Annotated in this window: 17 protein-coding genes; 11 read left to right on the plus strand and 6 right to left on the minus strand. The window is 65.1% G+C overall.

From position 1 onward, the window contains the following. The first annotated feature begins 134 nt into the window (after positions 1-134). Positions 135-1,229, plus strand: a complete 1,095-nt coding sequence (locus tag ACFQ36_RS06610; RefSeq protein WP_377011848.1) for a 4-hydroxy-3-methylbut-2-enyl diphosphate reductase — start codon at positions 135-137, stop codon at positions 1,227-1,229. Here the strand turns inward: ACFQ36_RS06610 and ACFQ36_RS06615 are convergent. Continuing rightward, on the minus strand, positions 1,226-2,485 hold the full coding sequence (locus tag ACFQ36_RS06615) for a DNA recombination protein RmuC (protein ID WP_377011850.1): 1,260 nt from the start codon (positions 2,483-2,485) through the stop codon (positions 1,226-1,228). The two genes, ACFQ36_RS06610 and ACFQ36_RS06615, sit on opposite strands and share 4 nt — an antisense overlap. A 99-nt stretch (positions 2,486-2,584) precedes the next feature. On the opposite strand from ACFQ36_RS06615, the gene ychF reads away from it, so the two are divergent. Continuing rightward, entirely contained in the window at positions 2,585-3,670 is a 1,086-nt protein-coding gene (ychF, locus tag ACFQ36_RS06620) for a redox-regulated ATPase YchF (RefSeq protein ID WP_377011852.1), read from the plus strand. A gap of 126 nt (positions 3,671-3,796) precedes the next feature. Here the strand turns inward: ychF and ACFQ36_RS06625 are convergent, their stop codons facing one another. From ACFQ36_RS06625 to ACFQ36_RS06640, 4 genes are all read right to left on the minus strand, one after another. Further along, positions 3,797-4,564 carry an SCO1664 family protein gene (locus ACFQ36_RS06625; RefSeq protein ID WP_377011854.1) on the minus strand — a complete coding sequence of 256 codons (768 nt, stop codon included), beginning with the start codon at positions 4,562-4,564 and terminating at the stop codon, positions 3,797-3,799. Beyond that, positions 4,564-5,115, minus strand: coding sequence for a DUF3090 domain-containing protein (locus ACFQ36_RS06630; RefSeq protein ID WP_377011856.1), 552 nt, complete (start codon positions 5,113-5,115; stop codon positions 4,564-4,566). The genes ACFQ36_RS06625 and ACFQ36_RS06630 overlap by 1 nt, the downstream gene beginning before the upstream one ends. Before the next feature lie 24 nt (positions 5,116-5,139). Further along, positions 5,140-5,832, minus strand: a complete 693-nt coding sequence (locus ACFQ36_RS06635; RefSeq protein WP_377011858.1) for an MSMEG_4193 family putative phosphomutase — start codon at positions 5,830-5,832, stop codon at positions 5,140-5,142. Between the two features lie 923 nt (positions 5,833-6,755). After that, positions 6,756-7,481 carry an alpha/beta fold hydrolase gene (locus ACFQ36_RS06640; RefSeq protein WP_377011859.1) on the minus strand — a complete coding sequence of 242 codons (726 nt, stop codon included), beginning with the start codon at positions 7,479-7,481 and terminating at the stop codon, positions 6,756-6,758. A 74-nt stretch (positions 7,482-7,555) separates the two neighbouring features. Between ACFQ36_RS06640 and ACFQ36_RS06645 the strand changes: the two genes are divergently transcribed. The 4 genes from ACFQ36_RS06645 (at position 7,556) to ACFQ36_RS06660 (ending at position 12,345) form a co-directional block, all read left to right on the plus strand. Beyond that, the gene (locus ACFQ36_RS06645; RefSeq protein WP_377011897.1) at positions 7,556-8,251 is read left to right on the plus strand and encodes a helix-turn-helix transcriptional regulator; all 696 of its coding nucleotides are present in this window, start codon (positions 7,556-7,558) and stop codon (positions 8,249-8,251) included. 591 nt (positions 8,252-8,842) lie between these two features. After that, positions 8,843-9,301 carry a zinc ribbon domain-containing protein YjdM gene (locus ACFQ36_RS06650; protein ID WP_377011860.1) on the plus strand — a complete coding sequence of 153 codons (459 nt, stop codon included), beginning with the start codon at positions 8,843-8,845 and terminating at the stop codon, positions 9,299-9,301. A gap of 153 nt (positions 9,302-9,454) precedes the next feature. Further along, on the plus strand, positions 9,455-11,329 hold the full coding sequence (locus ACFQ36_RS06655) for a Na+/H+ antiporter (protein ID WP_377011862.1): 1,875 nt from the start codon (positions 9,455-9,457) through the stop codon (positions 11,327-11,329). 566 nt (positions 11,330-11,895) lie between these two features. Next, on the plus strand, positions 11,896-12,345 hold the full coding sequence (locus ACFQ36_RS06660) for a rhodanese-like domain-containing protein (protein WP_377011865.1): 450 nt from the start codon (positions 11,896-11,898) through the stop codon (positions 12,343-12,345). A 1,067-nt stretch (positions 12,346-13,412) separates the two neighbouring features. On the opposite strand, the gene arfB is transcribed toward ACFQ36_RS06660, so the two are convergent. Next, entirely contained in the window at positions 13,413-13,853 is a 441-nt protein-coding gene (gene arfB, locus ACFQ36_RS06665) for an alternative ribosome rescue aminoacyl-tRNA hydrolase ArfB (RefSeq protein ID WP_377011867.1), read from the minus strand. A 364-nt stretch (positions 13,854-14,217) separates the two neighbouring features. Here arfB and ACFQ36_RS06670 point away from each other — a divergent pair, with 364 nt between their 5' ends. From ACFQ36_RS06670 to nrfD, 5 genes are all read left to right on the plus strand, one after another. Further along, the gene (locus ACFQ36_RS06670; protein ID WP_377011869.1) at positions 14,218-14,655 is read left to right on the plus strand and encodes a VOC family protein; all 438 of its coding nucleotides are present in this window, start codon (positions 14,218-14,220) and stop codon (positions 14,653-14,655) included. Between the two features lie 94 nt (positions 14,656-14,749). Then, complete coding sequence (locus tag ACFQ36_RS06675; protein WP_377011871.1) at positions 14,750-15,313, plus strand: dihydrofolate reductase family protein; 564 nt, start codon at positions 14,750-14,752, stop codon at positions 15,311-15,313. Between the two features lie 196 nt (positions 15,314-15,509). Then, on the plus strand, positions 15,510-18,809 hold the full coding sequence (fdh, locus tag ACFQ36_RS06680) for a formate dehydrogenase (protein ID WP_377011874.1): 3,300 nt from the start codon (positions 15,510-15,512) through the stop codon (positions 18,807-18,809). Further along, positions 18,810-19,814 (plus strand): 4Fe-4S dicluster domain-containing protein, encoded by a 1,005-nt coding sequence (locus ACFQ36_RS06685; protein ID WP_377011875.1) that lies wholly within the window; start codon positions 18,810-18,812, stop codon positions 19,812-19,814. Beyond that, complete coding sequence (gene nrfD, locus ACFQ36_RS06690) at positions 19,811-20,893, plus strand: NrfD/PsrC family molybdoenzyme membrane anchor subunit (RefSeq protein WP_377011877.1); 1,083 nt, start codon at positions 19,811-19,813, stop codon at positions 20,891-20,893. The genes ACFQ36_RS06685 and nrfD overlap by 4 nt, the downstream gene beginning before the upstream one ends. The last annotated feature ends 1 nt before the right edge of the window (position 20,894 follow it).

The following is a 20,894-nucleotide window of genomic DNA, read 5'->3' on the forward strand; positions in this document are numbered from 1 at the left end:
CCCGCCCCGACGCTCTTCCGATCTCGCGGCCCTGGCCGGCATCGGGGTTGCGGCCGCCGCGGCAGGACTGGCGGCCGTCCGCCTGCTCCCGCCCCGGACCAGGCGGACGGCCGCCAGCCGATAGAATGGGGCATATGCCTACCAGTTCCCCCGCTCCGGTTTCCCTGCCCCTGCCCAGTGTCCCGCGCATGCGCCGCAGCCGGGAGGAAATCGAGGCCGCAGTTCCGGTGGCAGGTCCCAAGCGGGTGCTGCTGGCCGCCCCGCGCGGCTATTGCGCCGGGGTGGACCGCGCGGTGATCGCGGTGGAGAAGGCGCTGGAGCACTACGGAGCCCCGGTGTACGTGCGCAAGCAGATCGTGCACAACCGCCACGTCGTGAGCACGCTGGAGGAACGCGGTGCCGTCTTCGTCGACGAGACGGACGAGGTGCCCGAGGGCGCCCTGGTGATCTTCTCGGCGCACGGCGTTTCGCCCGCCGTCGTCCGTTCCGCCGAGGAGCGCCGGCTGCGTACCATCGACGCGACCTGCCCGCTGGTGACCAAGGTCCACCGCGAGGCGGTGCGCTTCGCCAAGGACGACTATGAGATCCTGCTGATCGGGCATGAGGGCCACGAAGAGGTCGAGGGAACCTACGGCGAGGCCCCGGAGCACACGCAGATCGTCAACAACCCGGACGAGGCGGACACCATCGAGGTACGGGACCCGGACAAGCTGATCTGGCTCTCGCAGACCACGCTATCCGTGGACGAGACCATGGAAATCGTCCGCCGGCTGCGCGCACGCTTCCCCAACCTGCAGGACCCGCCCAGCGACGACATCTGCTATGCCACGTCCAACCGGCAGGCGGCGATCAAGAAGATCGCACCCCAGGCGGACCTGGTCATTGTGGTTGGTTCGGCCAACTCCTCCAACTCGGTGCGGCTGGTGGAGGTGGCTCTCGAGTACGGTGCGAAGGCTTCGCACCGCGTAGACTTTGCCAGCCAGGTGGATGAGTCCTGGTTCGAGGGCGTGGCGACGGTGGGCGTCACTTCCGGGGCTTCGGTGCCCGAGGTGCTGGTGCGTGATGTGCTGGCGCTGCTGGCCGACTACGGCTACGGGCAGGTGGACGAGGTGGTCACTGCCGAGGAGGACATCCTCTTCTCGCTGCCGAAGGAACTGCGCGCCACGCTCAAGGAAAAGGGCGACTCCTCCCGCGGCCTCGGCGGCAGGGGAGCCCGCCCCACCCGTTAGGAAGCGGGCCGGTCGCGCATCGCGCCCTCCGGCAGCGTTTCCGCAGCGCCGGCGGCAATCAGCTCCGGGGCGGCCAGCAGCCGCGGTGTACTCTCCAGCGGCGCCGGCGCCTTGGCATTGTCCAGCGACGTGGGATCGAAGGCGTTGATCCGCCGCGCCGTCGGCAGGACCCTCGACTCCAGCGTACCGACGAAGGCGTTGTACTTCTCCACCGATCCCTTCAGTGAATTCCCCAGCTTGGCCACGTGCTCTCCAAGGGTGCCCAGCCGCTCGTAAAGCTGGCGGGAAAGGTCGAAGATCTCCCGGGCGTTCTCCGTGAGCATGTCCTGGCGCCAGGCGAAGGCCACGGACTTCAGCGCCGCCAGCAGGGACACGGGGGAGACCAGCCCGACGTTGCGCGCGAACGAGTAGTCCAGCAGGCCGGGGTCCGCCTGCAGCGCCGCCGACAGCATGGATTCGGCCGGCAGGAAGCACAGCACCAGCTCCGGCGAACCGGCGGCCGCGTCCCAGTACTTCTTGTTTGCCAGCGCGTCCACATGCGCCTTGACTGCCTTGGCATGCTCTACGAGCAGCCGGACCCGCTCCTGCCCGCCGTCGCCGCCGTCCCCGGCCGTGTCCAGCGGCAGCTCGTTAGCCTGCAGGTAGGCCCGCAGCGGCACCTTGGCGTCCACGACCAGCGCCTTGCCGCCGGGCAGGTGCACCAGCATGTCCGGCCGGAAGGTGCGTTCGCCCCCGGCCAGATGCACCTGTTCGGTGAAATCCACGTGGGCGAGCATGCCGGCGGCCTCCACCACCCGGCGCAGCTGGACCTCGCCCCACTGGCCGCGCGCGGAATTGGACTGCATGGCCGCCGCCAGCGTCCGGGTGGAGCGCAGCAGCTGTTCGTCGGAGGCCTGGGCGGCGCGCAGCTGCTCGGCCAGCTGGCCGAACTGCTCCACCCGGTCCCGTTCCAGCAGGCCCACCTGGTTCTGGACGTGCCGCAGCTTCTCGCCCACCGGTGCGAGCGCCCGCAGCACGGCATTCTCCCGGTCTTCCAGCACGCTGAGCTCGCGGTTCCGGCCGGCCAGCAGCCGGCTCTCGGCCTCCGCGGCGGCGAGCCGTGCCGTGGCCGCACCCAGCCGCGCTCCGGCGTCGTCGAGCTCGGCCCCCAGCTCCGCCACCCGGCGCCGGTACACCGTGGCCGTCGCGGCCGTCCCTGCCACCAGGCCGACGAGCAGCAGCAGCAGCAGCGACAGCACGATTCCAAATGCATCCATGCCTCCACCTTGCCAGCCGGAGCCGACAAAACCGGGCAGGCGCCCGGACCGGGACAACGAATCGCGGCGCGGGTTGTTCCACCGGTATCCTTGAATACCGTGGCTCTTACTATTGGCATCGTCGGACTGCCCAATGTCGGCAAATCAACCCTCTTCAATGCGCTGACCCGTAACCAGGTCCTGGCGGCGAACTACCCGTTCGCCACCATCGAGCCGAACGTCGGCGTCGTGCCGCTGCCGGACCCGCGGCTGGGCCGGCTGGCCGAAATCTTCGGCTCCCAGCGCATCCTGCCCGCCACCGTCTCCTTCGTGGACATCGCCGGCATTGTCCGCGGCGCGTCGGAGGGCGAAGGCCTTGGCAACCAGTTCCTGGCCAATATCCGCGAGGCGCAGGCCATCGCCCAGGTCATCCGGGTCTTCGACGATCCGGACGTGGTCCATGTCGAGGGCAAGGTGGACCCGCGCTCGGACATGGAAACGATCCACACCGAGCTGATCCTGGCCGACCTGCAGACGCTGGAGAAGGCCCTGCCCCGGGTGGAAAAGGAAGTGAAGATCAAGAAGCGCGACGCGGCCGAGCTGGCCGCGATGCAGGCTGCCCAGGCGGTGCTGGAGCGCGGGGACACCATCTTCGCGGCCGCCGCCACGGACAAGCTGGATCTCGAGTCCCTGCGCGAGCTGAACCTGCTGACGGCCAAACCCTTCATCTATGTCTTCAACGCCGACGATTCGGTGCTGGGCAACAAGGAGAAGCAGGAGGAGCTGCGCGCCCTGGTGGCTCCGGCGGACTGCATCTTCCTTGATGCCAAGCTTGAGGCGGACCTGGTGGAGCTGTCCGAGGAGGAGGCCCGCGAAATGCTGGAAATGAGCGGCCAGTCGGAGTCCGGCCTGGATCAGCTGGCCCGCGTCGGGTTCCACACCCTGGGCCTGCAGACCTACCTGACCGCCGGGCCCAAGGAGGCCCGCGCCTGGACCATCAACCGCGGCGACACGGCCCCGCAGGCGGCCGGGGTCATCCACTCGGACTTCCAGCGCGGCTTCATCAAGGCCGAAGTGGTCTCGTTCGACGACCTCTCCGACGCCGGTTCCATGGCGGAGGCCAAGGCCCGGGGCAAGGTCCGAATCGAAGGCAAGGACTACGTGATGGCCGACGGCGACGTGGTTGAATTTCGCTTCAATGTGTAGTTCCTGATTTCCCTGAGACCTTTTGCGCATAGCCGCTCAGAACATGTGTTCTTGGCGGCTATGCGCTTTTACGGCCACCCGTTGCCAAGTCGAAATGATGCCGGCCGCATATTGCTGCATAACGAATTAGAACAGCGGCCAAGGCACCGCAGACATTTCACCGCTCGGAGCCGGAAACCGCCCTGCCGAGCACAACCGGGCGCAGCGCGCGGCGAGCAATGCGATTTCTTCGGCGCTGAGCAGGTCCGCTAGATTTCGGCCAAGCCCGCCGTGCAGTCCTTCGCTGACACGGTCTATGCCGTCGCGTTCCTCGGCGGTTAGAGCGTCTCCCAGCCATCCCCACAGCACCGTGCGCAGCTTGTGGTCACGGTGAAAGGTCAGCCCATGGTCCACGCCGTGCCGGTGCCCGTCCGTCATGGCAAGAATGTGGTCGCCTTTGCGGTCGGCGTTGTTGACGATGATGTCGAACACCGCCATGCGTCTGAGCGCCGGCGAGTCTTCGTGAACGAGGGCGACCATCTGTCCGTTCTCATCTCGACCCTCGAGAACGTGTTTCCAGCCCGTCTCCGGCACCTGGTCCGCCGCGACCAGGTTCACGGCGCTTTGGGCGGGGTCTTGCTCCTGCCAGAGCTGCACCATTCCTTCGCCCATCGGACCATCGCGCAGCCAGGTGTGCGGCACGACGTCCCAGCCGAAGGCCTGCGAGACCAGGTAGGCGGCCACCTCCCGGTGAGCCAGGGGGCCGTGGGGAAAGTCCCACAGCGGACTTTCGCCTGCTATCGGCTTATAGACGACCACCACGTCGCCGATGCTGCCCAGAAATGTCGCGTTTGAAGCCGTCGTGATACGGCCGGTGAGCGTCAGCTCGGCGGTCACCAGGTCCGGCGCTGGCATCAGGCCTCGGGAAGGGTACAGATGTGCCCGTCGGCGTCTATGGGGTAACCGCAGAGCGGGCACGTCGGACGTCCGGCGCCCACGATCTCACGGGTGCGCTTGGCAAATGCGCGGGCGGTGCCGACCGGCATTCGCACCAGCAGCATTTCGGCCGCGTTAGCCTCGCCCTCATCAAGCGATTCGTCGTCGTCAGCATCGACATCGGTGATGGCGTAGGCCTCTAGCACGACCTGCGCCGTCGTCGGGTCCCAACCCAAGCTCATGGAGCCGGTGCGAAACTGCTCCTGAACTGCCTCGAGCTGGTCATTGTCGACAAGTTCAATGGGAGTACTCGTGGGAACGCTGAAGGGGTTGCCCTCGACGGTGATGAGCTGGTCGAGAATTTCGTCGATCTTCTCCGCGAGCAGAGCCGACTGCTGCTTCTCCAGGGCAATACTCACGATCTGCGTCCCCGCACGCACCTGCAGATAGAACGTACGCGCCCCCGGAAGGCCAACGGTGCCAACGACGACCCGATCAGGCCAGGCAAACTCGTGAACACGTGTAGGCATGTCAGTATTTTAGGCACATGAGGTTCATGGCGCCTGCTGCCCTGCACCGCCGCCCACCGGCGCATCGGTAGAGCGGATGCCGTTCGACAGCCACGACAGGTCACCGGCGTCGGTGTTGGTCGCGTAGACGCTTGGTCGACTAACGCCGTAGCGCACGATCGATACGGACCCTGGGCCCACGTTGATACGCTGGAACAGGTCAAGGTGCATGCCAAGCGCGTCGGCGAGGATTGACTTGATGATGTCACCGTGACTCACCGCCACCCACACGGCCCCTGGCCCGTACTCCGTCTCGAAGGCTGCATCGTGGCGTCGAATCGCTGCCACCGACCGAGCCTGCATCGAGGCCAGGGATTCACCGCCGGGAAAGACGACGGCGGACGGTTGCGACTGAACAACCGGCCACAAACCCTCGGTCGCGAGATCACTGATCGTGCGGCCCTGCCACTCGCCGTAATCGCACTCGGTGAGATCGAGATCGATCGGCGCGTACGGGGAGCCGGCCTGGCGATCGAGGATAAACTGGGCGGTCTGCCGACAACGCTCCAGAGGGCTCGACACCACCCCGACTACGGGCACGGCCGCGAGCCGGTCTCCGGTCAGGGCCGCCTGGTCGCGCCCGATCTGGTCCAGGCAGACGCCGGCGGCCCGACCGGCGAGCAGTCCAGTGGCGTTGGCTGTGGTGCGGCCGTGCCGCACGAGAATAACTGTCGCCATCAGCCCAGCCTAACCACCCGCTCGAGGGCGGTGCGAACCGCACAGGGTCGCGCGCCGAACAGGCAGATAGAACACTGGCGGAACCCTTCAAGCACGCCGCATTCAAAGCCGCCCAGACGGACTCGACAGGCATTGACCAGCTCATGTCCGACGCCGCAAAACCGGAAGAACCGGCACAGCCGGAACCCCCGACCGAAGTCGACCCTCGCGTGGAGGACAGGCGATGGAGGGTGGTCACGGGACAGGTGTCCCCGTTTCGGCCGGCGGCCGGCGCTTATCGGAGTCCCGGCCGTGCAGCCCGACCATGGTGTTGAATGTACCGTTTATCCCCGGTCACCGGGCATCATTGCGGGGGTGGGGTTGTTCGCTTGTCAGCCCCATCCCCAAAAGAACCCGCTGCCGCCGTCTCCGCCCTGCTGCATTCGCTACGCCGAAATCAAGCACCGAAATAAGTGGTTATTCGGTTACGGAACGTGGTTGAATTTAGATTCAATGTATAGTTCCTGACCTCTGGGACTTGCGATGGGCCGCTAAGAACACGTGTTCTTAGCGGCCCATCGTGTTCTTGCCACCGTACGGCTGACTGCGAACTGGTGGAGTTCCGCATCAACGCATATCACTGGACGGAAGGTCTTACAGCATTAGTATCAGCACGGTCGGCATCGGAGTCCGACATCTCCCGATTCGGCTGGCGCGGAGTCCGCGGCGCGGCACAGACACCACGGCATGGGTTCCGCGGACGCGGCTTCGGTATAGACATCACCGGCACGGATTGGGGCGGCTTGGATCGGTTGGCAGTGATGCGACGCGACTGCTCTGCTCGCGAGTTGTGGGTGCTTCACCAGCGCCAAGGCCCCGGACTCAGAGAAGTGAGTCCGGGGCCGGTGTTCGGCTGCTGCGAAGCCAAGGAGATCCGTGCTGTATCAGTTGTTTGAGGATTCCGATGCAAGTATGTGAGCGAGGTCGGATGGGCGACTCCACATAGGCCAGTGGCCCGTCGGAAGGTCGACGTAGTCAACGCTCTTGAGATTGGCGACCTCGGCGAACATGGGATGACCGGCCTTGACCAGTTCCATTACCTGCGAACTCGGGATTGAGCAGCAAACGAAGGTGGTGGGTACGTCGAAGCGTGCGTCATTTGTGAGTAGCACTATCTGACGAAGGACAGTTCCGGGCTCGGACACTGCGCGTTCCCGGAACCGCTCAAGTACCTTGGCGCTCAGGCCCTCGATGCTGGCCTGCTTCCCGAGCATCTCGAAGGGTGGCAGCGAAAGTCCCTCCATATCCTCCGGGAAGTCGGGGGCAAAGGCGACCCCGGACGTTGCTGGGCCGCTGTCAACCCAGATCACACGGCTGACCAGCTCGGGGTGCCGATCGAGCACAAGACTCACCGGAGCGTTGGCTCCGCTATGCGCCACGATGACCACTGGCCCGGAGCTGCTAGTGGCGGCCTGTTCGATTGCCGCCACCTGCTCGTCCAGCGTCCTGGTCACCCGGTCGGTATCTGTTTCGTCGAGGCCGGGCAGGGTCAGCGGGATCGCCCGATGGCCCGAGGATGTTAGGTGATCCAGGACTTCGTCCCATGCCCATGCTCCCAGCCAGTGGCCGGGAATCAGAAGGATCGTCAGATTGCTTGTGTCTGTTGTCATGCCACAATCCTCGCGCGCCTGTCGAACAACAGTATGGCACTATTTATGGCATGGTTCAGTGATGGGTGGGAGAGATGAAGCGAGTGGAGCGGCTCCACGCATTGTCGGAGATGCTGCGACGCAGCGGGTCTCGTGGATGCACGGCAGATCGGTTGGCCAACGAGTTCGGCGTGTCTGTGCGCACGATAAAGAGAGATATTGATGCGCTTGAGAACAGTGGGGCTCCGATCTGGTCCCGTCCGGGACCTCGCGGTGGATATGGTCTGGCTACCCAAGCTAACCTCCCACCTGTGAGCCTGACCCCCGCTCAAGCGGTGGCTCTTCTCGCAGCGGTTTCAGCTGCCCCTGATGCGCCCTACGCTGATCTTGCCTCGGTCGCCATTAGGAAGATCATGGACGTACTTGATCCGCGGACCCGAGTAAAGGTCGATGAACTAGCACGCCGCATCTGGGTCAACACGGATCAGCCTGGAACACGGGCCGTCAGATCGGCCCTTGAGGAAGCGATGTCTGCGCAACAAGTGGTTCGCATCCGCTACACCGCACAGGATGGCAATAAGACCACCAGGGACGTCGAACCAGTAATCTTCGCCTCAACGAACGGCCACTGGTATCTGATTGGTTGGTGCCAGCTACGCAACGAAATGCGCTGGTTTCGCGTGAGCCGCATCGAGCACGCCACCGCAACAAAGACGCGCTGCGGCACCCATGACGTTGAGGAGATCGGTATCCCACCAGCAACATCCAGATCAGTACACGTTGAAGATTGATGCATGACTCAGGCGGTAGCCTCGGCGACGGACGCACAACCCTTTGACCACCTCCGCTGTCGTGGACCGTCATACATACCTTGCAGAAAGGTGTGACAGTTACAGCGGCGTTAGATTCATCGTTCTACCGTCGATCGTCTCGGTGGTTGACCGTGCCCCGCACTTCAGCACTGCGACGTGCGACCTTTGGTTTCCAATGAACGCTCCTGAGTGGGCGGGCCAGCCGCGTTAGCGCCTCATGGAGGATGCAAGCGAAACGATCGACGTCACGCTGTGGGTCGCAGGAGCCGCCCGTGCTGGGAGGCGGCCGAGGATCACCCTGTTCCCGGCGACGACGTCGCTCGCCTCCCGGCCAGTGTGCCGGAGTGGTTCGCACAGTCCGAGTCGAATGCCGAACACATTGACACTGCTCGAACCAAAGAGACCTGGACTGCGAGTCGTCGATGGTTCTGTCATCGGGGTCAGATGCATTGGCCGTGGGGTCCGCCTCCTTGAGTTGAATACGCTCGGTCCGTCGCACCCGGATGCCGGGTATGCCCTGAGTCGACACTTCTACTAGCCCGGATTCCTTTCCCTGGAGGAGACGGAACTGTGGGAGAAGGCACGCCATGTCTGATCATGGTGAAGCCGATCGGGACGGGAGCCGTTCCGAAAGAGGTTGATCGGTTACGGAACGTGGTGGATTCCGCTTCAATGTCTAAGAGTCTGCCGGCTTGCCCGGAGTGCCACGAGGCGTTCACCTACGAGCAGGGCGCCTTGTTGGTGTGCCCGATGTACGGGCACGAGTGGTCAAAAGACTCAACCGAGACCACGTCTGAGGCCGCTTTGATCAAGGATGCCGCTGGCAATGTGCTCGCCGATGGTGACACAGTGGCGATCGTCAAGGACCTCAAGGTCAAGGGCGCCGGTGGCGGTGTCGTGAAGGTCGGCATGAAGGTGCGGGGCATCAGACTCATTAAGGACGGCATGGGCGATCACGACATTGATGCGCCCGTTCCCGGGTTTGGGCGGATGCACCTGAAGTCCAGCGTGGTGAAGAAGGTCCTCTGACCCACGGCCATTCCTCATAGTTAGGGGTTTCGTCGGTTGATGTCTGAAACCGCTTAGGAGACGCTTCCCAGATTTCGGTCTGGGAAGCGTCTCCTTGGTTTAATGCACCAGATTTCCCCCCGCTGACCCAAAGCATCCTGCCAGAATAGGTTCATGGACTTCGCCGTCAGTCTGCTGGCCCTGGTGGTGGTGGTCTGCGCGGTCAGCGCGCTCGGCCGCCGGTTGAAAGTCTCCGTCCCGCTCCTGCTGGTGCTGGCCGGCGTTGCGGGATCCTATCTGCCCTTCATTCCACCGGTGGTCCTGATCCCGGACATCGTCCTGATCGGGATCCTGCCGCCGCTGCTCTATGCGGCAGCACTGCGCACCTCGGTGGTGGAGTTCCAGGCCAACAAGCGGTCGATCGGACTGCTCTCGGTCGGCTACGTGATCTTCGGTACCGTCACCATCGGTCTGGTGGTCTGGTGGCTGCTGCCCGACGTCCCGCTGCCGGCCGCGTTTGCCCTCGGCGCCGTGGTCGCGCCACCCGACGCCGTGGCCGCCACGGCCATCGCCCGGCGAGTGGGCATGCCGCGGCGGATCGTGAACATCCTTGAGGGCGAGTCGCTAGTCAACGATGCAACAGCACTTGTCCTACTCCGGGCCTCGATCGCCGCGATAGCCGGCAGTGTCACTCTGCTGCAGGTCGGACTGGAGTTCCTGCTCGCGGTGGCCGGCGGAGCAGCGGCCGGAGCGGCTGCTGCCTGGCTGCTGCTGCAGATCCGCAGGAGGGTGCGCAATGTAGCCATTAATACTTCAATGTCGCTGGCCGCTCCGTTCGTGGCGTTCATCCCGGCCGAGAAAATCCATGCCTCCGGCGTCCTGGCGGTCGTCGCCGCCGGACTGATCATCGGCACCCGAAGTCCCGCCATGCCCGGCGGTGCATCCCGGTTGAGCCAGCGCAGCAACTGGGCCACCGTACAGTTCCTGCTGGAAAATTCCGTCTTCCTGCTGATCGGGCTGCAGGTGCGGTCGGTCATCGATGCCGCGAACGCTGACCCGCTCGGCATCGAACGCGCCTGGTGGACCTGCGCGGTGGTGCTCCTGGCAGTACTGGTCCTGCGCCCCGTCTGGGTATTTCCCACCATGTACCTCCCGCGCCTGGTCCCGCGGATCAGACGATCGGACCCGGCGCCGGGCTGGCAGGTACCCGCCGTTGTCTCGTGGGCCGGGATGCGAGGCGTGGTGACCCTGGCCGCGGCCCTGGTCCTGCCGCAAAACATACCCCACCGCCAGGTCCTCGTCCTCGCCGCCCTGGCCGTAGTGGGCGGAACCTTGGTGCTGCAGGGATTCAGCCTGCCCTGGCTGGTGCGGAGGCTGGGACTGCATGGTCCGGACCCCGGGGAGGACGCGCTGGCCCAGGCCTCGATGCTCCAGCAGACCGTGGCAGCAGGACTGGAAAGGCTGCGCACGGCCGCTGTGCCTGAGGATCCGCCGGAAGTCCTGGCCATGCTGCAGCGGCGGACCCAGGAGCGCAGCTTGGCAGCCTGGGAGCGGCTGGGCCGGCCGGAAACCGAAATCCGCACCCCCAGCCACCGCTATGCGCAGCTGCGGGTGGCCATGCTGGACGCCGAACGGGCCAAAGTCCTGGAACTTCGCGGAACGGGTGCCTACCCTGCCGAGGTGGTGGATGAGGTGCTGGAGCGGTTGGACGTTGAAGAATCGATGCTCGACGCCGCAATCGACGACCGCGGCACCCGCCACGGGGCGTTTTTGGCCGTACCGCAGGAGGTGGCGGCCGGCTGCGGGCACCTCGGCCAGGCACCGGACCGGCCGGTTCCGGTGGACCCGCAGTGCCTCGACTGCCACACCGAAGGAACCACTCCGGTCCACCTGCGCCTGTGCCTGGAATGCGGCAACGTCGGGTGCTGCGATTCTTCCCCCGGCCTGCACGCGGCCCGGCACTACAGCACCACGGGACACCCAGTCATGCGCAGCGTCGAACCGGGGGAGTCGTGGCGCTGGTGCTATGTCGACGAAGTCCTGGGCTGAGGCACGCCGCTAAGCGTTCGCCTAGTAGTAGTTGGTTAGGTCAGGCCTGTCGTTCGGGCTCCCGGCCCCTTGATTTATCTGGGCGGCGCATGTTCACGATGCGATTCAAACGTTGGTGAAGTTTGCAGAACGAAGACTGGAAACCCCTCTCTCAATCACGCACGGAGATAAGACGTTATTTGGCTACGGAACTCGGTGGAGTTCCGCTTCAACGTATAGCCGCGTCCGGCTTGAGCTATGGCTCGCGTGCGCTGAACTGCGGACGCATTGGGGCACACCGGTCCGCGTGATCGGTCTGCCCCAGCGCTTTATGCTCACAAGTGCAGGCTGTCCTCTTCGGCCGTTCCCATAAGCCCCTCTTAGCGGGAGTGCCCATGGAAAGTTCGGGCTTCGGGGGCAATGGAGTCACCAAAGGACCCTAAGCGGTGGTGCCCAATCTGGAGTCCCGATCGCATCTCCCGTTGACCTGACTCCCTCCATACTCTTGAAATTGACGACCAAAGTAGTTCATCATTTCGCTTCATGGTGGAACGACGGGCCGATCAGCAGGCATAGCGAGGAAAAAGGTGAAGCAGTGTCATATCTCCGGCGACGGCGCCGCGACCGGCCAACGCAGCTTGGATCCCGGCGATTCCCCCGGGACTCTTACGATCGACCAGTTACTACTTGAGAGCCGCAGCGGGCTCGAGCGTGTTCACGCTTCGGATCTTGAGCGGGAGATGGCAGCGGGCGCCCTTGTTGTTGACACCCGGCCGGCCGACCAGCGGGAACGCGACGGTGATCTTCCGGGAGCGGTCGTCGTTGACCGAAACGTTCTCGAGTGGCGGCTCGATCCGTCCAGCCCCCACCGGCTCCCGATCGCTGACGACCCCGCCCGGCGGATCGTGGTCGTCTGCAATGAGGGCTACAGCTCCAGCCTCGCTGCACACACCCTGCAACGGCTGGGGCTGACCCGTGCGACCGACCTTATCGGCGGTTTCCAAGCCTGGGCAGCACTGCGCAAGCAGTCCGAGTAAATAACCTGCCTGCGCTAGCTGTACTCAGACAGCAGGTCGACTCCGAGGATTCTGGATCTGTTCCCGACATGGTCTAGTGGGATCGACCCTTCGGGGTTCGAAGCTCCGAGGGGACCTTGTCAACGACGATGTCTGGGTTAGGCGACGGCAAGTGCCGTTCGTCTGCGTGGCGATACCATCCTGATCCCGTTTGGAATCACGCCACCCAGACCCGGGTGCTCCAATCATGGCAGCGCACTGCCCTGCCCCGGAACCATACCGAACTGAGGCCTCCGGGGAGAACCAGGTCACCAACGGGCTCGGCCCGACAGTTGTCGAACTCGTCCGAGAGCCGGTAGAAATAGGACTCGACCCTGTGGCTCCGGCCAAAGAGGAAGAGATGTCGCTCATCCGCCGGTTCAGCTTGGAGCTTCGCGATGTTTTCCCGCGCCCAGTCTTCCGCCAGCAAGTCCGTGCAGACCTGATCGAGCTCGTTTAAACGCAGTGGAATCGAGGCGCTTTCTGACTGTGGTTCGCCATCTCACCTGGCTTGCGCCCACTTCCTCAAAAGCTTTTTGTCCGTAGGCGAAGTGATTTCGACGATACCGCGGCGTTCCTTCGCGCCCGCACTTGCCCAAGCGCCATCAGGTTTCTTGTTACCCGCGTCTGCGTCCGCGAGGTGGATGTCGACCCCGAGGACGGCCTCCATGATGAGGAACGCGATCTACTCCTCACGACTGGCCTTGGCTCCGACTGCATTGCTCATTCTTGAACTATCGCGAGGCTCGAACGTGGAACTACTGGCATGCACGCTCAAGCAGCTGGGCAGATGTTGAGGGACTTGTTTGCCGGATGTCAGTGCGCGGTGACTGCGCCGCCATGCTCGCCAGTCCGCCCCGCCTTCCGCCACTTAACTGGACGACCTTAACTGGACGACCGAGATGCGCCGCCATTTAGGTGGAAGTCCGACGGACCAACCACTGAAGATCGCCGGCCACTGACCGCCGCGACAGGTTGGTATGTACGGCGACGTGGGTGGAGTTCAGATTTAACGCCTGAGCGAGAGCCCGGCGATCCGCGCAGGCAGGTCATTCGGGCCATGGGGGCCTGCGGTTGCGCTTGGTCTCGGAGCGCCTACGTTTTCCTTCGAGCCGGCGACGTCGCGAGCCATTCGTGGGCCGGCTTGATCGCCGGACGACGGGGGGAACTACTGCATCTCGCAGGACTGCGGCGAGGCGTTGTCTCGCCGCAGTCCTGTTACGCCGCTGGGAGCGGTGCTCGGAGGCGCTGATGGTAAGCACCGTACCCGAGAGTCTCTCGGCGAGCCGGTCGAGGGCGCGTTCGCGTTGAACCTCGCTCAGGGCTGTTGTCGTGCCCAGGTCGAGACTCAGTTGCACACGTGAGTCGGCGGTGTTGACACTCTGGCCCCCAGGGCCGGAGGATCGGGAGAATTGCTCGACCAGCTCTTTCGCCGGTACCCGGAGGCCGCGGGGCGCGCCCGGTCCCGGGGGCACATGCAGGTCGTCCACACGATTATTGTCCCGCAACTCCGACGCGGGTGCCGTGATCAGTACCGGCCGGAAGCAGCCAAGGCTGGATGCCAGGCTTCGCACATGACAGCGTGTACGAACCTAGGGTTGCTCGGCTACGGAACGCGGTTGAATTCAGATTCAATGTGTAATTGAGTTCCGGTTTAACCGGTAGCTGCCTCGTTGATTCGACGACCCCGCGCCTAGGTCGCGTCCTGGTGGATGTGACCAAGGCGCTGTGGTTTAAGTGGCTCTCCTATCCGCGGTCTGGCTCTAGTCGAAGACAACGTCTAGCGCTATTGGCACGGCGCGTGGCTGGTGGGGGGGCTTCTTTCTGCACTCCCGGCTCGTTAGCATGTCGCGCATGGCCATCAAACTGGAGAACGTCGGTATCGCCGTTCGCGACCTCGAAGCAGCGATCGCCTTTTTCACCGACCTCGGTCTTAAGGTTGTCGGCCGTGACACCGTCAGTGGCGAATGGACCGATACTGCCGTGGGGCTTGATGGCAACCACGCCAACATCGCGATGCTCCAGACCCCGGACGGTCACGGTCGCCTCGAGCTCTTCGAGTACATCCATCCCGAAGCGATCGAGTCGGAGCCCACCCGTCCCAACGAGATTGGCATGCACCGCGTCGCGTTCTCAGTCGATGACATCGACGAGGCCCTGGAGATAGCCGCGAGGCACGGCTGCCGTCCGCTTCGCGGTGTGGCGAACTATAAGGACGTTTACAAACTCACTTACGTCCGCGGGCCCAGCGGCATCATCGTGATGCTCGCTGAGGAACTGAAGAAGAACTGACGGCTTGAGCGCTTTGCTCGCGGCAGGCTCCTAATGGGTGCTGGTCTCGCCGCCGACACCGGTTAGCACCCAGCTTGAGGGGGGCGGAACGGTCATGGGAACCCTTGCCTATGTCGCGACCGTGTCCATCGACGGCTACGTCGCCGATGCCGACGGCGACTTCCAGTGGACGGCCCCGACTGACGCGGTGTTTGCTGTCCACCTCGATCGCATGGCCGAGGTGTCGACCGAGGTGCTCGGACGAAGAACCTACACGTTGATGGGGTACTGGGACACCTATCCGGACGCCGAGGACCGTCCTATGGCCGAGCGGGAGTTCGCCCGGCGCTGGCGGGGCATCGACAAGGTTGTGGTGTCGTCGACAATGACGGGCGAAGAGCTCACTTCGGACCGGGCCCGCATCGTGCCGGACCTGAGCTTGGCCGAGTTGCGGCGGGTCGTGGAGCGTGCGAAGGGTATGGTCGAGATCTTCGGGCCCACGGTTGCGGCAGATGCGATCCGTGCGGGCCTGGTTGACGACTTCCGGTTCTTCGTAGTTCCAAAGATGGTGGGCGGAGGTCTGCGCGCCCTGCCCGACGACGTGCACCTCGACCTGAGTCTCGCTGAACACAGGATCTTCGACAGCGGCATCGTGTATCTGCGATACCTGCCTCGTTGAGGCTGGCCGGTCGTGTGGGCCGGGCATTCCCTGCACGACGTCGAAGTTTGCCGACAAGACGTTTTTCTGGAAGCGCTGCGCGGTGACCGTGCCAGTCAGCCCAGTATTCGCATCAATGACCAATGACGGATCCGCTCCGGCCGCAGTTGCGGTGCACCCCTGTTGTCGGGGAGGGGTGATGGGCTATGGTGGGCGCATGTCGCGGTTCAGCTTCTTAGGATGGCCGGTGGTACGGCAATTCGGGTCGAGTGATCCACTCGGCCGCGGCGAAGCCGTGACATCGCCGAGGACCCGCGGGATCACGCCGCGGACGTCAACTGCGGACCGAGTGGTTCAGAGCGTGTGCCCCTACTGCGCCGTCGGATGCGGCCAGCGTGTCTTCGTCAAGGACGAAAAGGTCGTCCAAATCGAAGGGGACCCGGATTCACCGATTTCCCGGGGGAGGCTCTGCCCCAAAGGATCGGCCAGCGAGCAACTGGTCAATGCGCCCGGCAGGCAGACAAAGGTGCTCTATCGGGCACCCCACGCCAAGGACTGGCAGCAGCTGGACCTGAACACCGCCATCGAGATGGTGGCCGACAGATTCCTCAAGGCACGCCGGAACAACTGGCAGCAGAACGATGAGCAGGGCCGGCCGCTGCGCCGCACCATGGGCATTGCCGGCTTGGGCGGGGCAACGCTGGATAATGAAGAGAACTACCTGATCAAGAAGCTCTTCACCGCCGCAGGAGCCATCCAACTGGAGAACCAGGCCCGCATTTGACACTCCGCCACGGTTCCCAGTTTGGGAACCTCCTTTGGGCGGGGAGGCGCCACACAATCGCTCCAGGACATGGCAAATTCCGACTGTATCGTCATCCAGGGCTCGAACATGGCCGAGTGCCACCCCGTGGGCTACCAGTGGGTGACGGAGGCCAAGGCCCGGGGGGCAAAGGTCATCCATGTGGACCCGCGGTTCACCCGCACCAGCGCGGTGGCCGACAAGCATGTGCCCATCCGCGCCGGGTCGGACGTTGTGCTGCTTGGCGCCCTGATCAACTACGTGATCAGCAACGAACTGTGGTTCAAGGAGTACGTGCTCGCCTACACCAACGCGGCGACGTTGGTCGGCGAAGACTTCCGTGACACCGAGGATTTGGACGGATTGTTCTCCGGATTCGACCCCGGGACCGGGCAGTACGACCTGTCTTCCTGGGCCTATGAGCGCAAGGATGGGGCGGAAGAGCCCGGCGGGCACGAGCACGGCGCCGATACCGCGGCGCGGGCGGCCGGCCACCAGTACGGCAGCGGGGGCCCGCCGATCGGAAACCCTCGATTCGAACAAGACCCCACGCTGGAGCACCCGCGGACCGTGTTCCAGATCCTCAAGCGGCACTATGCGCGCTACACCCCCGAGATGGTCCGCGAGGCCTGCGGTATTTCCCTCGAGGATTTCGACTATCTGGCCCGGGCCGTCACGGAGAACTCCGGACGGGACCGGACGACGTGTTTCGCGTACGCTGTCGGGTGGACACAGCACACCCTGGGCGCCCAGTTCATCCGGACCGCGGCAATCCTGCAGTTGCTGCTGGGCAATGTGGGACGGCCTGGCGGGGGGATCATGGCGCTGCGCGGTCATGCCAGCATCCAGGGTTCCACCGACATTCCGACCCTGTTCAACTTGCTGCCGGGCTACCTCCCGATGCCCAAGGCCGAGATGGAGACCCTGCAGCAATACCTGGACGGCATCGCCTCGCCGACCCAGAAGGGATACTGGGCGGCCGCCGATACCTACACCGTCAGTCTGCTCAAGGCCTGGTGGGGCGATGCGGCCAACGAGGACTCGGAATGGGGCTACCAGTACCTGCCCCGGATCAACGGCCCTCACGGCACGTATGAGACGGTCATGAGCATGCTCGATGACGACATCGAGGGCTACTTCCTCTTCGGCCAGAACCCGGCCGTCGGGTCGGCCCACGGGCGGATGCAGCGGCTGGGCATGTCCCACCTGAAATGGCTGGTCGTGCGCGACCTGAGCCTGATCGAATCGGCGACGTGGTGGAAGGACGGTCCGGAGATCGCCTCGGGCGAACTCAAGACCGAAGACATAGCCACCGAGGTCTTCTTCATGCCGGCAGCCACCCATGTGGAGAAGGCCGGTTCCTTCACGCAGACGCAGCGGATGCTCCAATGGCGCCACCAGGCTGTCCGGCCGCCCGGCGATTGCCAGAGCGAACTGGAGTTCTTCTATGAACTGGGCAAGCGCATCCGGGCGAAGCTGGCGGATTCGACCGATGAGCGGGACCGGCCGCTGCTGGACTTGACGTGGGACTATCCCCTCAATGAACACGGCGAGCCCGACGCCGAGGCGGTGCTCGCGGAAATCAACGGCATGCATCTGACCGGGCCGCAGGCCGGCAGGCCCCTCTCGTCCTACACTCAGATGCGCGCCGACGGGTCGACGTCGGGCGGATGCTGGATCTACACCGGGGTCTACGCGGACGGTATCAACCATGCCGCCGATCGGAAACCGGGGCAGGAGCAGGGCTCGTCCGCCCCCGAATGGGGCTGGGTGTGGCCTGCGAACCGGAGGATTCTCTACAACCGGGCATCGGCGGACCCCGACGGCAAACCGTGGAGCGAGCGCAAGAAGTACATCTGGTGGGACCCGCAGCAGAACCGGTGGACCGGCGAGGACGTGCCGGACTTCCCCGTGGACCTCGCCCCGGGGACTCCTGCGGACCTCGACGCCGGCGGCGCCGCGGCGCTCGGCGGCGACGATGCGTTCATCATGCAATCGGATGGCAAGGGATGGCTGTTCGCGCCGAAGGGCATGGTGGACGGACCCCTGCCAACGCACTACGAGCCCCAGGAGTCCCCAATCGCCAACCCGCTCTATCGGCAGCAGCAGAACCCTGCCCGGCTGACCTATCCGCGCGCGGACAACCTCAGCGCGCCCAGCGCAGGCGAGCCCGGTTCCGAGGTCTACCCGTATGTGTTCACCACGTACCGCCTGACCGAGCATCACACAGCCGGCGGGATGAGCCGATGGCTGCCCTACCTCTCGGAGCTCCAGCCGGAAATGTTCTGCGAAGTGTCCCCGGAACTGGCAGCCGAACGAGGACTGGAACCTTACGGATGGGCCACCATCATCTCGCCCCGGTCGGCGATCGAGGCCAGAGTGCTGGTGACCGAGCGGGTGAAGCCGCTGGTCGTGAGCGGGCGGACCTTCCACCAGATCGGACTGCCCTACCACTGGGGCGTCGGGCAGGACGCCGTGGTTTCCGGGGACGCGGCCAACGACCTGCTTGGCGTGACACTCGATCCGAACGTGCAGATCCAGGAGTCCAAGGCCGGGTCGTGCGATATCGTCCCGGGGCGGCGGCCGCGCGGCGCCGCGCTCCTTTCGCTGATCGCCGAATACCAGACCCGCGCGGGGGTGACACCGGAGACCGGCAACCAGAAGGTCACCGGTCCCGGCCGGGCATCGGGCCACGAGACGAAGGAGGAGGACTGAATGAACCGGCTGACCGAATCTCCGGACCACCTCAGGCACACCGGGCATTCCCGGAAGGGCTTCTTCACCGATACCTCGATCTGCATCGGGTGCAAGGCCTGCGAGGTCGCGTGCAAGGAATGGAACCGCAACCCCCACGACTCAAAAGACTCAGGATACGAACTGCTCGAGTCCTCCTATGACAACACCGGGTCTCTCGGAGCGGACACCTGGCGCCACGTCGCGTTCATCGAGCAGGACCGGGAGCAGATCGGCCGAGCCCGCGAATCCGGTCGGGCTCTTGTCAATCTGGGTATGCCTGGCTTTGGCCCACCGGGGCAGGATCAGGCGGCGAACCTGGCCGGCGCCGACACGACGCCGCCGGACACCCCCGACTTCCGGTGGCTGATGTCCTCCGATGTGTGCAAGCACTGCACCAACGCCGGGTGCCTCGACGTCTGTCCCACCGGTGCCTTGTTCCGCACGGAGCACGGAACCGTCGTCGTACAGGACGATGTATGCAACGGCTGCGGAACCTGCGTGGCAGGGTGCCCGTTCGGAGTGATCGAGCGGCGCCGCGACGGCACGGCAGGGCCGAAGACCGAGCGCGAGTTCACTCCGGGGGAACAGGCCCCGACCCGCAACGTCGGCGTCGCCCAGAAGTGCACCTTGTGCTACGACCGGATCGTTGACGGTCAGACGCCCGCGTGCGCCCAAACCTGCCCTACGACATCGATCAAGTACGGCGCGCGCGAGGACATGGTGGCCACCGCGAAGGAACGGGTGGCCGAACTGCATGCGCAGGGGCTGACCGAGGCGCGGCTCTACGGAGCCAATGATTCCGACGGCGTCGGCGGCACCGGGTCCGTCTTCCTGCTGCTGGACGAACCGGAGGTGTACGGGCTGCCGCCGGACCCCCGGGTGCCCACGGCAGACCTGCCGCGCATGTTCAAGCGGGCGGGCATTGCCGCCGCCGGCATGCTGGCCGCCGCCACCGCGGCCTTCCTGGTGGGAGGCCGGGCTTGACGGTCTCCGACTTCGACGAATACCGCCCGCCCGAACCGCCGCGCCGGCGCAAGCGGGGCGGCAAGCGCCCCCGCGCCGGGACGGGCGAGGGCCGCGTCGAAGTGCCGGTGGTTCCCGAGGCCGAGTTCACTTCCTATTACGGCCGGCCGGTTGTCAAGCCGCCGCCGTGGGGAGACCCGATCGCCGTCTACCTCTTCCTCGGGGGAGTGGCCGGCGGCTCGGCGCTGCTCGGCGTCGGCGCGCAGCTGACCGGCAAGCCGGTTCTGTGCCGTAACAGCCGGCTGGCCGCGCTCGCTGCCGTCGGGGTGGGAGCCGTGGCCCTGGTGGAGGACCTGGGCCGCCCCGAGCGGTTCCTCAACATGCTTCGCACCATCAAGCCCACATCGCCGATGAGCCTGGGCTCATGGATCCTGACGGCGTTCAGCGCCGGCGCCGGAGTCTCCGCCGTTTCCGAAATCGACCGGATGACCGGCTCGCGGCTGCCGCTCGGGCCGCTGCGCCGGCTGCTGCGGGGGATCGAAGGGCCGGCGGGGGTGGAAGCCGCCGTGTTCGCGGCCCCGCTGTCCGCCTACACCGCGGTCCTGCTGTCGGACACCGCGAATCCGACCTGGAACGCCGCTCGGGAGGATCTGCCCTTCGTCTTCGTCAGTTCTGCCAGTCTCGCCGCGGCGGGCCTGGCCATGATTACCACCCCGGCCAAGGAGACCGGGCCGGCCCGGGCACTCGCGGTGCTCGGAGTCGCCGGCGAGCTGATCGCTACCCGGTTCATGGAGAAGAACATGGATCCTGTTGCGGCCGAGCCCCTGCACTTGGACGGGCCGGGGCGGATGCTCGCCTGGAGTGAACGGCTGGCCGTCGCCGGCGGCATCGGCGCGCTCGTCGGCGGCCGGCACCGGCTCACCGCGGCAATCTCGGGCGTGGCGCTGCTCGGCGCCTCGGCCCTCACCCGGTTCGGGATCCTGCGTGCCGGCATCCGTTCCACCGAAAACCCCCGTTATACTATCGAACCGCAGAAGAACCGGCTCGCTGCACGCCGCCGGGCAGGCATTGTGCACGATTCGATCACCACGGCCGAATAAG

It is taken from the genome of Arthrobacter sp. GCM10027362 (genome assembly GCF_042679445.1).
In the GTDB taxonomy this organism is placed as follows: domain Bacteria; phylum Actinomycetota; class Actinomycetes; order Actinomycetales; family Micrococcaceae; genus Crystallibacter.

Coding starts and splice junctions, on each gene's coding strand:
- ACFQ36_RS06640 (WP_377011859.1), bottom strand. CDS start 7,481: ATGACAACAGACACAAGCAATCTGACGATCCTTCTGATTCCCGGCCAC.
- ACFQ36_RS06615 (WP_377011850.1), bottom strand. CDS start 2,485: ATGGATGCATTTGGAATCGTGCTGTCGCTGCTGCTGCTGCTGCTCGTC.
- ACFQ36_RS06685 (WP_377011875.1), top strand. CDS start 18,810: ATGAACCGGCTGACCGAATCTCCGGACCACCTCAGGCACACCGGGCAT.
- ACFQ36_RS06625 (WP_377011854.1), bottom strand. CDS start 4,564: ATGCCAGCGCCGGACCTGGTGACCGCCGAGCTGACGCTCACCGGCCGT.
- ACFQ36_RS06675 (WP_377011871.1), top strand. CDS start 14,750: ATGGGAACCCTTGCCTATGTCGCGACCGTGTCCATCGACGGCTACGTC.
- ACFQ36_RS06630 (WP_377011856.1), bottom strand. CDS start 5,115: ATGCCTACACGTGTTCACGAGTTTGCCTGGCCTGATCGGGTCGTCGTT.
- ACFQ36_RS06670 (WP_377011869.1), top strand. CDS start 14,218: ATGGCCATCAAACTGGAGAACGTCGGTATCGCCGTTCGCGACCTCGAA.
- ACFQ36_RS06655 (WP_377011862.1), top strand. CDS start 9,455: ATGGACTTCGCCGTCAGTCTGCTGGCCCTGGTGGTGGTGGTCTGCGCG.
- ACFQ36_RS06635 (WP_377011858.1), bottom strand. CDS start 5,832: ATGGCGACAGTTATTCTCGTGCGGCACGGCCGCACCACAGCCAACGCC.
- ACFQ36_RS06645 (WP_377011897.1), top strand. CDS start 7,556: ATGAAGCGAGTGGAGCGGCTCCACGCATTGTCGGAGATGCTGCGACGC.
- ACFQ36_RS06610 (WP_377011848.1), top strand. CDS start 135: ATGCCTACCAGTTCCCCCGCTCCGGTTTCCCTGCCCCTGCCCAGTGTC.